The organism is Erysipelatoclostridium sp. DFI.2.3 (assembly GCF_019132535.1).
Taxonomy (GTDB): domain Bacteria; phylum Bacillota_I; class Bacilli_A; order Erysipelotrichales; family Erysipelotrichaceae; genus Clostridium_AQ; species Clostridium_AQ innocuum.
Genome location: NZ_JAHOOJ010000008.1, coordinates 177931 through 190570 on the forward strand (window position 1 = coordinate 177931; position 12640 = coordinate 190570).

General features: G+C 46.2%; 14 protein-coding genes and 1 tRNA gene. 3 read left to right on the forward strand and 12 right to left on the reverse strand.

The genetic code is table 11. The features are described from left to right. Nucleotides 1-279: 279 nt before the first annotated feature. The 5 genes from recO to ybeY are packed head-to-tail and all read right to left on the reverse strand — an operon-like array spanning nucleotide 280 to nucleotide 3121. Nucleotides 280-1020: a DNA repair protein RecO gene (gene recO / locus KSZ58_RS10255; RefSeq protein ID WP_008817202.1), complete on the reverse strand. Its 741-nt coding sequence runs from the start codon at nucleotides 1018-1020 to the stop codon at nucleotides 280-282. Continuing rightward, nucleotides 1020-1919 (reverse strand): GTPase Era, encoded by a 900-nt coding sequence (era, locus tag KSZ58_RS10260; protein ID WP_002609089.1) that lies wholly within the window; start codon nucleotides 1917-1919, stop codon nucleotides 1020-1022. Before era ends, recO begins: the two co-directional genes overlap by 1 nt. Continuing rightward, a complete protein-coding gene (gene cdd / locus KSZ58_RS10265; protein ID WP_002609090.1) occupies nucleotides 1916-2326 on the reverse strand; it encodes a cytidine deaminase in 411 nt (136 codons plus the stop codon). Before cdd ends, era begins: the two co-directional genes overlap by 4 nt. Beyond that, a complete protein-coding gene (locus KSZ58_RS10270; protein WP_008817201.1) occupies nucleotides 2323-2685 on the reverse strand; it encodes a diacylglycerol kinase in 363 nt (120 codons plus the stop codon). Before KSZ58_RS10270 ends, cdd begins: the two co-directional genes overlap by 4 nt. After that, a complete protein-coding gene (gene ybeY / locus KSZ58_RS10275; RefSeq protein WP_008817200.1) occupies nucleotides 2654-3121 on the reverse strand; it encodes an rRNA maturation RNase YbeY in 468 nt (155 codons plus the stop codon). Before ybeY ends, KSZ58_RS10270 begins: the two co-directional genes overlap by 32 nt. A 288-nt stretch (nucleotides 3122-3409) precedes the next feature. Between ybeY and KSZ58_RS10280 the strand changes: the two genes are divergently transcribed. Beyond that, a complete protein-coding gene (locus KSZ58_RS10280; protein ID WP_009269118.1) occupies nucleotides 3410-5098 on the forward strand; it encodes a Na/Pi cotransporter family protein in 1689 nt (562 codons plus the stop codon). Nucleotides 5099-5341: 243 nt separating this feature from the next. Here KSZ58_RS10280 and phoU read toward each other — a convergent pair whose 3' ends face one another. From phoU to KSZ58_RS10305, 5 genes are all read right to left on the reverse strand, one after another. After that, nucleotides 5342-5980 carry a phosphate signaling complex protein PhoU gene (phoU, locus tag KSZ58_RS10285; protein ID WP_002609094.1) on the reverse strand — a complete coding sequence of 213 codons (639 nt, stop codon included), beginning with the start codon at nucleotides 5978-5980 and terminating at the stop codon, nucleotides 5342-5344. A gap of 12 nt (nucleotides 5981-5992) precedes the next feature. Then, nucleotides 5993-6754 (reverse strand): phosphate ABC transporter ATP-binding protein PstB, encoded by a 762-nt coding sequence (pstB, locus tag KSZ58_RS10290; protein ID WP_002609095.1) that lies wholly within the window; start codon nucleotides 6752-6754, stop codon nucleotides 5993-5995. A gap of 15 nt (nucleotides 6755-6769) precedes the next feature. Further along, entirely contained in the window at nucleotides 6770-8017 is a 1248-nt protein-coding gene (pstA, locus tag KSZ58_RS10295) for a phosphate ABC transporter permease PstA (RefSeq protein ID WP_008817198.1), read from the reverse strand. Then, a complete protein-coding gene (gene pstC / locus KSZ58_RS10300) occupies nucleotides 8014-8955 on the reverse strand; it encodes a phosphate ABC transporter permease subunit PstC (protein ID WP_002609097.1) in 942 nt (313 codons plus the stop codon). The genes pstA and pstC overlap by 4 nt, the downstream gene beginning before the upstream one ends. A 78-nt stretch (nucleotides 8956-9033) precedes the next feature. Next, entirely contained in the window at nucleotides 9034-9984 is a 951-nt protein-coding gene (locus tag KSZ58_RS10305; RefSeq protein ID WP_002609098.1) for a substrate-binding domain-containing protein, read from the reverse strand. A 171-nt stretch (nucleotides 9985-10155) separates the two neighbouring features. On the opposite strand from KSZ58_RS10305, the gene KSZ58_RS10310 reads away from it, so the two are divergent. Together KSZ58_RS10310 and KSZ58_RS10315 are read left to right on the forward strand one after the other, a co-directional pair. After that, complete coding sequence (locus tag KSZ58_RS10310) at nucleotides 10156-10743, forward strand: hypothetical protein (RefSeq protein WP_008817197.1); 588 nt, start codon at nucleotides 10156-10158, stop codon at nucleotides 10741-10743. Nucleotides 10744-11130: 387 nt separating this feature from the next. Continuing rightward, nucleotides 11131-11421, forward strand: coding sequence for a hypothetical protein (locus tag KSZ58_RS10315; RefSeq protein ID WP_002609100.1), 291 nt, complete (start codon nucleotides 11131-11133; stop codon nucleotides 11419-11421). 59 nt (nucleotides 11422-11480) lie between these two features. Here KSZ58_RS10315 and KSZ58_RS10320 read toward each other — a convergent pair whose 3' ends face one another. Both KSZ58_RS10320 and KSZ58_RS10325 read right to left on the reverse strand, forming a co-directional pair. Beyond that, nucleotides 11481-11969 carry a hypothetical protein gene (locus KSZ58_RS10320; RefSeq protein WP_002609101.1) on the reverse strand — a complete coding sequence of 163 codons (489 nt, stop codon included), beginning with the start codon at nucleotides 11967-11969 and terminating at the stop codon, nucleotides 11481-11483. A 396-nt stretch (nucleotides 11970-12365) separates the two neighbouring features. Next, a tRNA-Glu gene (locus tag KSZ58_RS10325) sits at nucleotides 12366-12440 on the reverse strand. Nucleotides 12441-12640 lie beyond the last annotated feature (200 nt).

Below are 12640 nucleotides of genomic sequence, written 5' to 3' on the forward strand. Positions count from 1 at the left end.
CCAATTGAAATTCTTCCCTATACAGTAAAGGTAGCGTCATAAAAGCACCGGCGTTTATCTTCTTTTCGTTTGATGCAGGCCGCTTTGCCCGTTGTCCATCTACAGACAGTATGTGCGTAAAAATACCGGTACAATAATCAAAAAAAGCAGCCCTATAGAGAATTTCCTTATAGGATTGCTTTTCATTTACATTCAGCAGGCATTTCGCATCCCATACAACTGACAGTGGTTTTTCACAGCCTATACGCTGGTACAGCAGCTGCAGGCAACGCATGCAGCTTACATGTGCCCCTCCATAGCGAACAGGGTTCGAAGAAAACGCACACTTTTCAGCGCAATGCCGCCATAATCTTCAAAAAAGCCATACAGCTCTTCAAAGTTTTCACTGCTAAACGGTTCCAGTCTCTCAATCAGCTCATAATGCTCCAGCTCTGCCTTGCAGAGAAGACGAAAGGTTTTCAAATCCCTGCGCGGTATGACATGATCGCCATATCGCAGACAGCTTTTGCAAATAAAGCCGCCATCTCTTCGCGACACTGCCTGAATATGCTGCGTGCTCTGACAGCGGACACAGCCATCCACAAACGGTTCAATTCCATGCATGCGATTCATAACAGCCTGAAACAGACAAAGTATCTGCAGCGGATGCTTTGCGTCCTGTAAAATATCCAGACTTTGCTTCAGCAGGATGTATACATTTTCCTCAAAGCCACTGCGGTATATGCATTCACAGAAGTAGGAGGCAATGCTCTGCTTTACAAGATCCTCCCGAATTTTGCGATAACTGTTTATAATTTCTGCCCGGCGTAGAGACTGTATCGAAGCAGTCTGCTGATAATTCAGCTGCAGACGTGCCAGTGTAAACAGCTGTACGGCAGGAGCATTCTTACTTGTGACCTTACGAACTCCACGGGCGCTCAGACTGAGCAGGGAGCCATCCTCACACAATACCTTCAACAGGGCATCATGTTCCCGATACTCCTTCACATCCACCAGGATTCCGCACACTTCCTCCTGCATTATTTCCCTTCTTCCAGCTCCAGATAACCCAGCTGATGCAGCTTGCTGCTGCGATTGCGCCAGTTCTTCTCGACACGCACATACAGCTCCAGCTCCACCTTTTTACCGAATTTTTCCTTCAGCTCCTTCTGGGCCGCAAGACGGATGCCGCGAATCATCGCTCCCTGCTTTCCAATCAGTATACTCTTTTGCGAGGAGCGCTCCACGACGATGAGAGCCGACAGCTCCATGCGGGTATCGCTTTCTTCCTTTTTTTCCACGATGACCGCAACAGAATGCGGGACCTCTTCATTTGTTTTATACAATACCTTTTCCCGGATGATTTCCGCAATCTGGAAATTTTCTCCATGGTCACTGATCATATCATCCGGAAAATACTTCACGCCCTCCTGCAGATACGACTTTGTCACCTCCAAAAGATGCTCCACATTTTCACGTTTCAGCGCGGATACCGGAAAGATTTCCGCAAACTGCATACGGCTCTGCCACTTACTCAGGGTCGTAAGCACCGCCTCCTTATCCAGCAGATCGATTTTATTAAGAATCAGAAATACCGGAATCTGTGCGCTTTTCATCTTTTCCAGAATGAATTCGTCTCCACTGCCAAAGGGCTGTGTGGCATCCACCATCCAGTAGTTCACATCCGCCTCAGCAATCGCCGTATATGCATTGCGGTTCAGGGTACGCCCCAGCTCATGCTTCGGCTTATGAATCCCCGGTGTGTCCACAAAGACAAACTGCGCATCCTCCCGCGTCAATATCCCTGATATATTATTCCGTGTTGTCTGCGGCTTTGGCGTTGTAATGGCTACCTTTTCCTGCAGGATAGCATTTAGCAGGGTGCTTTTACCTGCATTCGGACGGCCGATAATGGAAATAAATCCTGACTTATAGCTCATAAAACATCCTCACTCGTGAAGGACATCGGTAAAAGCTCGGCGATGCTCGTTATTTTCTGCTCCTGCTTGTTGCTTAACACGATGGGAGTATCCTGCTGCAGCAGCTCCACCAGTACCTGCCGACAGGCACCACAGGGCGCCGCAAGCTTTGTTCCGTCACTCACAATGGCAATCGCTACGATATCCTCCCTGCGATAGCCCATAGAATAAGCGGCAAATATCGCACTTCGCTCGGCACAATTCGTCAGACCGAAGGAAGCATTCTCTATATTAGCCCCCGGAATCAGCGTTCCATCCTTAGTTTTCACACAAGCTCCCACATGATAGCGGGAGTATGGTGCATATGCATGCTGCATGGCAGCAAACGCCGCATCCAGCAGCTCCTGATATTGTTCATTCACATTCATAAAAACAGCTTTCCTCCTATGATTACGATTCCAACAGCTGCCGCCGCCAGCGACATCACCAGCACAGCTGCAGCTGCGTAATCCTTTGCTTTTTTCGCTCCCTCACTGTATTGCGGCGACACCATGTCCACAATCGTTTCCAGAGCGGAATTGATATATTCCAGTGCAATCACAGCACCAATGACGATCAGAATGACGCACCATTCCATCGCCTCCAGCCCCAGACAAGCACAGACCGCAAGCACAACCATTCCCAGAACTGCCTGCAGCACAATGCTACGGTCATGCAGCAGCCCATGCATAAGACCGGCAAATGCATACCGGAATTTATTTCCGTATTTTTTTAGGAACGATATCATCCAGTATCACATCCTGCAGCTGAAACATCACAGCCTCATCCTCCGGTGTCATGTGGTCGTATCCCAGCAGGTGCAAAAGCCCATGCGTAAACAGAAAGCAGACCTCTCTTCGCAAGCTGTGACCGTAATCCGCCGCCTGCGCTGAAATCGCTTCTATGTTGATAAATATATCACCGAGCTCTTCCTCCCCCTCCATGACCTCATATGCATCCTCGCTGTCCTTCATGGCAAAGCTGATGACATCAGTCGGCCGGTCGATACCGCGATAATCCCTGTTCATTTCATGAATCATCTGGGGTGTCACGAAGATTACGGAGGCACTCCTGAGCCCTTCCAGCTTTAAAACCTGCTGTGTCTTTTCACTGATCGTTCTGAAATCGGAGGCATAGCGCGACCAGCGCCGTTCTCCGCTCTGATTAAATACACTGATTTCCATAAGCCACCTCGATTCTTAACCGTATATCCCATATGCAACCTTACATAGCGTCGTCGCTTTCTAGGTTTTGTATCCTATACAGGCATATACTCTATTATAACACGAGCGGCGTGCAAATGAATAGCAGAAAAAGATTGTCACCGCACGAGCTGTACGCCATATCCGATCAAAAGGGCTTTTCTGACGTGAAATTGTAAAAACGCCTTTCAATTTATATACAGAATGTAAAAATTCTGTTAAAATTACCTTGCTACCATGTAATTTTAGAGTTTTTTTGGGAGGAATCTTATGTTACATATTGCAGCTTCCGCCATGACACCGGCAGATATCAGCTGGGACTTCATCATTGGAGGTCTGGCGCTCTTTTTGTTCGGAATACAGTTCATGGGAGATGGTCTGAAAAGCATCGCGGGAGAAAAATTAAGAGAGTATATCGACCGTTACACCAACAAGCCCTGGAAGGGAATCCTTGTGGGTAGTATCATTACCGTATTTATTCAGTCAAGCAGTGCCACCAGTGCCATTGCCATCGGCTTTGTACGTGCCGGATTGATGAGTCTGGAGCAATCCATCGGCATCATCATCGGAGCGAACATCGGTACGACCGTAACCGCATTTCTAATCGGATTAAAGGTAGAGGCACTGGCCTTGTATTTCGTATTCCTGGGGGTTTTGATCACCCTGTTTGCCAAGCGGAAGAAACAGACCTATATGGGACAGATCGTTCTGGGCTTCGGTCTGCTGTTCTTCGGTCTGCGGCTGATGGGAGACGAGCTGAGCAAGCTGGGACAGATGGATTTCTTTACGACACTGGCAACGACTATGCAGAATCAGCCGATTCTCGGCTTTATCAGCGGTACCCTGATGACCGCCATCGTGCAGTCCAGCTCTGCGGTTGTCGGCATCATACAGAAAATCTATGATTCCGGAGCCATGACACTGACAGCTGCCCTGCCGTTTGTCTTTGGATCCAATATCGGCACAACGGTAACCGCCGTGTTTGCATCCATCGGCGGCAGTACCTCGGCCAAACGAGCCGCGGCCGTCAACGTTCTGTTCAATACCATCGGTTCTGTGATTTTCATGTTCCTGTTGACACCGTATGTTGATTTTATCGCTTTTTTATCAGACAAGTACAGCATCTCACCAATGATGCAGATTGCAATTGCTCACATTTTGCGAACCATTGTCATATCCATCCTCGCTTATCCTTGTATCAATCTGATGGTCAGTGTCATCAAGAAAATCATACCGGGTGAGGAGGAACGCATCGAAGTCGATCTGGAGGGGCTGGATCCAAAGCTGGCTGCATCTCTGCCTGCCGGAGCCCTCGGCGTATCCAAGCAGGTAACGGTAAAAATGGGAGAGCTTGCTTCCGATTGTATCCGTGCGAGTCAGGAGTATTTCAATAAGAAAAGCGGTAAATACCGGGGTATGTCCAGTCAGTACGAGGATGCTATCAATTCTCTGGATTCCAAGATTACCGAATACCTGATGACGATTGCCCACAACAGTCTGAGCGAGCACGATACAGATGAATTCATCAACAATCTGCAGATTATCAAGAATATCGAACGGGTTGGCGATTTAACGATGAATCTGAATGAATTTTATGAGCTGACCTATGAAGACAAGGGAGCCTTCACAGACGAGGCTGTTGGGGATGTCAATGAAATGTATGAAACCGTTCTGGAAATGAATGAGATTGCATTGAATTATTTCTCTACCCGCGAAGAACATTATATTCAGATGATCAATGATAAAGAGAATTATCTGGACCTGGTGGAAGAAAAAGCCAGACAGCGTCACTTCAAGCGTATGGCCGGAGAGGTCTGCGGAAGCGGTGTTGCTGCCAGTATCTTCGTGGATATTCTCGGTACGCTGGAACGTATTGGTGACCATATCTGGAATATCGTGAAGGAAGGAAATGAGGAAGCTATGACACTGGACCTTCGTCCAAACGAAACGGATGATTAACATGCAAAAGCCCTGCCGGTGTGCAGAGCTTTTTTTGTGCAGCTGTCGAATCATGGAAACATGGTGAAGATGCTTTTTTGTGAACACAGCACATTGGGTGATGGGACACTTTTTTACCAAAGCGTTTGATCCCTCACCACCCACATTATCCTTTCCAGAAATCACAAAGGGCCGCACCAAAGAACGCAAATGCCTAACTTGCCCTAAGCTGTTTGAACAGCTTTTTTACGCAAATCGGAGCATCTATCCGAAGTCGTAATGCTGTCCCTTTATCATATAAATGATATGCTCGCAGATATTCTTTGTATGATCCCCTGCCCGCTCAATGTTACGCAGCATGGAGGAAATTTCAAAGATGTGCTCCACCAGATAGCTGGAATCATCATGACGGATTTTCTCCTTCAGCTCTTTATACAGAACATTGATTTCCTTATCCTTTTCCGGGATTTCAAAGGCTGTATCAATATCCCTGCTCTCATAACAGGTCATCGTTTCCTGCAGCATGGCGATAAAGCCCTTTTCCATGGCCTGTGCATAATCGAGAATAGAGGCATCCATATCATCATGCTTGATTAGAAAAATGGAAATGTTTTTTGCATAATCGCCGATACGCTCCAGCTCGGAAGCGATTTTGATGTCAGCCACCACCTTGCGAAGATCACTGGCAACCGGGGACAGCAACGCCAAAGAGCGTACTGCCTGATCGTTGATTTCCTCCTCCAGATGATTGATAATATCATCCGACTGTACGATTTCCAGCTCGATTTCCTTATTGGGGGAATTTAAGGCCTGTACAACCTTTTCATGCATACGGACAACCTTCTGTCCCATTTTCAGCACGTTTTCCTCCATGGTATCCAGCTCTTTATCAATTTTGATCATAGGTTCCTCCTTCTATCCAAATCTTCCTGTAATATAATCCTCGGTACGCTTGTCACATGGCTGCTGGAATATCCTGCTCGTCTTATTGAATTCCACAACCTCACCAAGCAGAAAGAAGGCGGTGTAGTCACTTACACGAGATGCCTGCTGCATGGAATGCGTAACGATAACAATCGTATAATCCTTTTTTAATTCCTCCATCAGATCCTCTATCTTATTCGTCGCGATTGGATCCAAGGCACTGGTCGGCTCATCCATCAGGATTACCTCCGGCTCCATGGCGATTGCACGCGCGATACACAAGCGCTGCTGCTGCCCGCCGGATAAACCGAATGCAGAATCATTCAGCCGATCCTTGACCTCCTCCCACAGGGCCGCTTTCCTTAAGGACTGCTCAACGATGGCATCCAGTGTCTTGCGGTTCTTGATTCCCTGACACTTCGGTCCGTAGGTGATATTGTCATAGATTGACATCGGAAACGGATTCGGCTTTTGAAACACCATCCCCACCTGCGTGCGCAAATCCACAACATTCATTTCGGAGCCATAGGCATCCACCCCATTCAGCTCGATCGTTCCATCGATACGGCAGCCCTCAATCAGATCATTCATGCGGTTCAGGCAGCGCAGAAAGGTAGACTTCCCGCAGCCGCTCGGTCCAATGAGTGCGGTTATTTTATTCTGTTCGATATCCATGCCGATATCCTTTAGGGCATGCTTCTCTCCATAAAACAGATTCAGGTGCTCCACATGGAACACAGGTTCCTTCTTCATATACGAATTCCTCCTCTAATACCAGGATTTATTGAGCTTTTTACTCAGCAGCTTCACACAGATATTTAAAATCAGTACGAACACCAGAATCACAATGGAGATTGCACTGGCCAGTTCAAAATTGGGCTGCTCACTGCTCATGATGTTATAAATATGCACGGCAAGGCTGGTTCCCTGCGACATAAGGGTCGGCGTGTCATTGACATAGGTACCCATGGTATAGATCAATGCCGCGCTTTCTCCAATCACACGTCCGATGCTCAGCAATACGCCGGTTAAAATTCCCGGGACCGCACAGGGCAGCACAACCTTGAAAATCGTCTGTGACTGATTGGCGCCTACAGATAATGATGCATCCCGCAAAGACTGCGGTACAACGATCAGCGCTTCCTCGGTGGAACGGATGATGGTGGGAAGCAGAATGATGGACATGGTGAAGCTGCCCAGCAGGATATTGGTCGTCGTTGCCCCAAACAGCTGCGTAATCGGAAACAGTACAGCAACCCCCATCAAACCGAAGATGATGCTTGGTACGCCCGTCAGCATTTCAATGGCGCTGCGAATCAATGATGTCAGCCTGTTCGGCTTTGCATATTCATGCAGATAAATGGCAGATGCAATTCCCAGTGGAAGTGAAATCAGCAGCGAAATCAATATCAGATACAGGGTGGATATAATCGAGCCGCGAATACCGCCGCCCGGTGTTTTGTAATACACCTTGGTAATGCTTTGTGCGGAGCTGTCCAGTGCCTGTGCCACCTCAGCTGCATTCTGCGACATGATGTTGCCCGCAATCATCGTCGCTCCGCTTTTGGTCCGATAGCCAAGGTTTTCCACCTGAAAGCCAACCTCCGTAGATAGGGAAACATCCTTATCCTTAATGCTTTCATCCTTCAGATAATGGAAGGGAGATGCCTCATCAATGTATTCGACCAGAACGATAGCATCGCCGTTTTGATCCTTGGTATCCACAAAGCCGATTCCCCATTTCGAGGAGAAGGACGCTTCCTCACACAAGGATGACGGCCGTTCAAAGCTGCCAGGATGATTTTTCGTTGTTTCCACACTGGTCAGATAATTCTTAGACCAGTAATTCCCCTTCAGAAGATCAATGCCCAGAGATGAAAAGCCCTTGGAAAAGATGAAGACAAAAATTGCAATCAGCACGAATACACTTAGTCCGCTGGAAAGGTAGGTTACCCCGTTGCACAAGCCATCAAACAACCGGCGCTTCCTTTTCTGATGGGAGGGTGTCTGTATCATTTCATATTCCCCACTTTCTTCTTCATCAGATTCAAGAGCAGATTGGACAGCAGAATGACTGCCATCAGCACCAGACCTGCCGAGAATCGTATGTCATAATCCAGTCCGGTCGTTTCCTTTAAGCCGGCCAGCATGGTTGTTGTCAGTGTCCTTGTCGTATCAAACACATTAACGGTTGGTCCAAACATTTTGTTTCCCGCTACCATGGCAACAGCTGTAGCTTCTCCGAAGGCTCTGCCGATGCCCAATATCGCTCCGGCAAAGATTCCGGATTTGGCACTTGTCAGAATAACCTTGAAATTCGTCTGTGTCCGCGTGGCGCCAAGTGCAAGACTGCCAAGCTCCACTTCTCTGTCTACAGAGCGGATTGCCGTGATTGACAGGGATGTAATCGTTGGAAATATCATAATCGCCAGCAACAGAATCACTGCCAGCAAAGAGCTTCCTCCAGCCGTCACAAAGCCAAGGGAGGATGCAAGCGAGCTGACCAGCACGGTAATCGTACCGGATGCAAATACACCATATACAACAGAAGGTATACTGGCAAGCAGCTCCACTACCGTCGTCATGACCTCTGCGACATGCTTGGGTGCTATTTTTGCAATAAACAATGCCGTCAGTACAGACAGAGGAAAGGAAATCACCAGTGCGCCGAATGCCGAAACCAGCGTATTGATAACAATAAAGCCAACACCATAGATTCCCTGATCCTTACGCCACATCATTCCGGTCAGAAAGGAGACAATATCCTGCTGCCCATAGGAATAGCCGCTCAAAAAGGGAGAAATCCCCTTGACACTGATGAAGATAATGATGATGGCAATCGCACTGGACGACAGCAATGCCGCCAGAAGAAAGATTGCCTTCATCCTTTGATCCTTTTTCAGTTTTTTTCGATTTTTCTCTGTACTGATGCTATCTCGTACATAACTTTTCATTCTTCACCAATCCTTATCATCATAAGACAGCCTGGAAATCCAGGCTGTCTTGCAAGTCACGTTTTTAGCTTCTTTTCTTTATTTGATGTCTTCCCATTTCAGCGTTTCACCTGTGAAGATGCTCTTCAGCTGTGCCTGCGTCAAGGATGTAACATCTGTATTTTCCTTATTTACAACTGCGACTACCGCATCGATGCAGTACTGTCCGCTTTCCATAGCTTTGGAAATATCCTCGGAGCCATCCTCCTTGAAAGCACGGGAAGCAAAGCCGATATCCCCCTTGTTCGGACCGTCTTTTTCTTTTCCAAGCACTCTTGGTACTGCATCTCCGCTTCCGGACTGATTCATAGTGAATTTGAAGTTTCCTGCCATTGGAGAGAACGCCTCCAGAGAAGCCTTCACCGTTTTTTCTACGGATGTTGACCCGCAGGTCGTAATGGTGATTGCAGAATTATCCTTACCTAATACAGCTTCATATTTTTTGGAAAGCTCATCCCAAGGCTTTGCCTTGCTTTCATCAACTTCCCCGCCGTTTTTCTTAACGATCGCCATACCTTCTGTAGAGTTCTGCATGAAGTCCAGGAATGCCTGCACCAGCTGTTCCTTGTCATCACTTCCATAATCACCTGCTGCCCTTGTTACATACATAAACGGACGCTGCAGCTTGTAGCTTCCATCCAGTACGCTTTCACTGCTCGCTGTGACCCCTTCATACTGCAGAGCGCTGACACCGTTTTTCTCGAAATCGGTGGACAGGGATGTATACCCGATACCGTTTTTATCGGCTCCTACCTTGGCTGCCATATCGTCATTGCTGGATACCTCGATAGCATTCTTTGTCAGACTTCCTTCAAAGTCCACTCCCTTTTCGAATGCCTCTCTGGTTCCGCTTGATGAATCTCGCGTATATACTTTGATATCACCGCTGACACCTGCTGTTTTTCCTTCATCGCTGGATCCGCAGGCTGCCAGTGAGAATGTCATCAGGCAGGCTACGGTAGCCGTCATAGTTTTTTTCCACATGTTCATTTTTCATATTCCTCCTTGAATACGGTTCTATCATACGACACCTATGTTAACGGATAATGAAGAGATTGTTAAGCAATCGTTAAAATGTAAAAATGTTTTATATCCGGTGCCATCCAAACCGGTAGTATAATGTGCTATACTTATGACGAGAGATAAAAAGGGATGGCGATTATGAATAAATTGTTACGAGGCTTTTTCACAGCTTCGGCAGCCGTTTTTCTTTGCAGCGGCTGCAAGGGGATACCTCCGGAAAATGAGGCCATGAGTAAGGCGTTGCAGAACAGGGATGTAACATACAGTATTGTTGCACTGGATGACAAATGCTTCTATCTAAGCCTGGAGAATCAGGATCTGATATTCGATTATCTTATGGAAACCGACAAAAACAAAGAAGGCGGAAGCTATTATACAATGGAAATCACCACAAAGAAAACGGATGCCATGAGCTTTCAGTGGGTACAGGCAGTTGCCTATCAAAATAACACGCTGAAGAAAATTAAAAACGGAGATTGTGATGTTATGATGGATGATGCCATCCATGCTTTTGATTCTAAGAAAATATGCACAGGAGCTGCCCTGCAGGAGGCAAGGACCTATGAGGCAGAAATACGAAAGCGGCTGGCTGCATATGGCATTACACCGCAGGATGCCTTCTCCTACGGGCGCAGCTACCTGAAAAACAATCAGGACACAGCACTTGTCAATCTGGATATTATGACCCGCTTCAAAAATATCATGCCCACGAATAGCAGCCGCTAAACAAATACGTAAAAACAGATACTGCCGGAATTACACCTACAGTATCTGTTTTCATTTCATTTCTATGATATCGACTTACCCGCCTGCCTTTTCAGATCTTCCGCAATACAGCCTTGAACTTCTGCAGCGGCTGTTCACCTCTTCTTTTCCAAGCGGTGATATCCGAAATTTCAATCTCCATCTAACAGCTTCCTATTAAAACGAACATCGAACATCAAAGCCCGAGAATACAACCGCCTGCTTCAGGAGCGCAGCCCTTTTCTGTCATGCAGTATAGTGACTCGTAAAAAAGCGTCAGAATACACTATTCTCCATTTGCATTTTACAGTATATCGCGCTATGATATTAAACAGTTGGCTGTAAGCACAGCAAGATTGGAGTAGAGCTATGACAGTAAAGGAAATTTTTAAGAAAGCAGTGATTGCCGGCGCCGATCCGTTATCCATAACAGAGCTTGGCTTTGCCTATCTTAATGATATCGGCACCTGGAATATCAATATCAATTCACAGAACACCGGTTGCAAGAATAAAACGATCACCGTAGAGCAGCTGCTGGATATCTTCGAGCATCACTGTACCTGCTTTCGCACGCAGAATGAATGCTTTGAGGATAAACGTAAGGAAATGATCCAGCTTTTAAAGGAACACGATCCACAGGCAACCATAGATTTCAATTAAGAGAAGCATTGTTTCATTCACCGCAACCCACCGGTTTGAAACAATGCTTTTTATGTATGTTATCCCCGCAATAGCTCAATCAGCAGTGCTTCACTTTCATAGATATCGCTGCGACTGTCACGCAGAAAGGCATTCATCCCCTCCGGTTCGCACATCTCCCACATGACCACTTCAACAAAATGGTTATGCGCCTTTAACAGTCCATCATATGCATCCCACACACTCTTTCTTATGAACGGCTTGTTCAATCTCAATAACGACTGACAATCCGTTAGACGTTCTTTAAGCGTATCGATCATCTGCGAGGTCATCATCATGTCATTATCCAGATAATCATCACAGATTTGATATACCGACCGATACATATCGTAGCGATTCCACAGGTCTTTGAGAAGCTCCCGCTCCTGTATTTGTACATACTCCATCTCTTCAACTGCCTGCCCCTTCCGGCTTACCATCCACTGGTAAAAGGCAAAAAGCATCCCGGCACTACCAATCACCGGAGCAGCTGTTTTGAGAAATCGCCTTGTACTGTGTGTCAATTCCATACTACTACCTCCTTACGATTTCCCCATTTTTTCTTCCCACCTGTATCTTACTATGTATAGAATGCAAATTTTGTGATATTTTGTCGAACACGCCTTGATATATGAGAAATTTAACAAAATTTGTCATATAGTGTTATCATTTTAGCAATACATATCGCTCAGCTTTATAGTTTACATTTCAACAATTAACAAAGGTATCGCCTTTTTTTATGTCACCCGCAAAGAAATCATAGCATATATTTCAGCAATTGCGGGAGAAACTTAACAAATTGCGGATAGTAAGCCTTAAACTTTTAACATGCGGTGTTTTCTTCTCACAGTATCCTTATTGCACAGATACAGTATGTTGCTTCCAAATATAAAAAGACACTGATCACAGTGTCCACGATTTTCATATGGTATCGCGTACGGGATTCGAACCCGTGATACAGCCTTGAGAGGGCTGTGGCTTGACCGCTTGCCGAACGCGACATCTTTGTTTGCTTGACTATTATAGCATTATTCTTTTTCAAACGCAAGAGCAAATTTACATTTCATACAATTTGCTGAAGTGAAAAGTTAAATTCCACTTTCAAAGTAGCTAAGTAGAAAAGACTCTTACACAACAATCTAGTTGAATTTACACTTACAATTGCATTTAGTCTTTCATATATCCTTTTTTATATCTATGA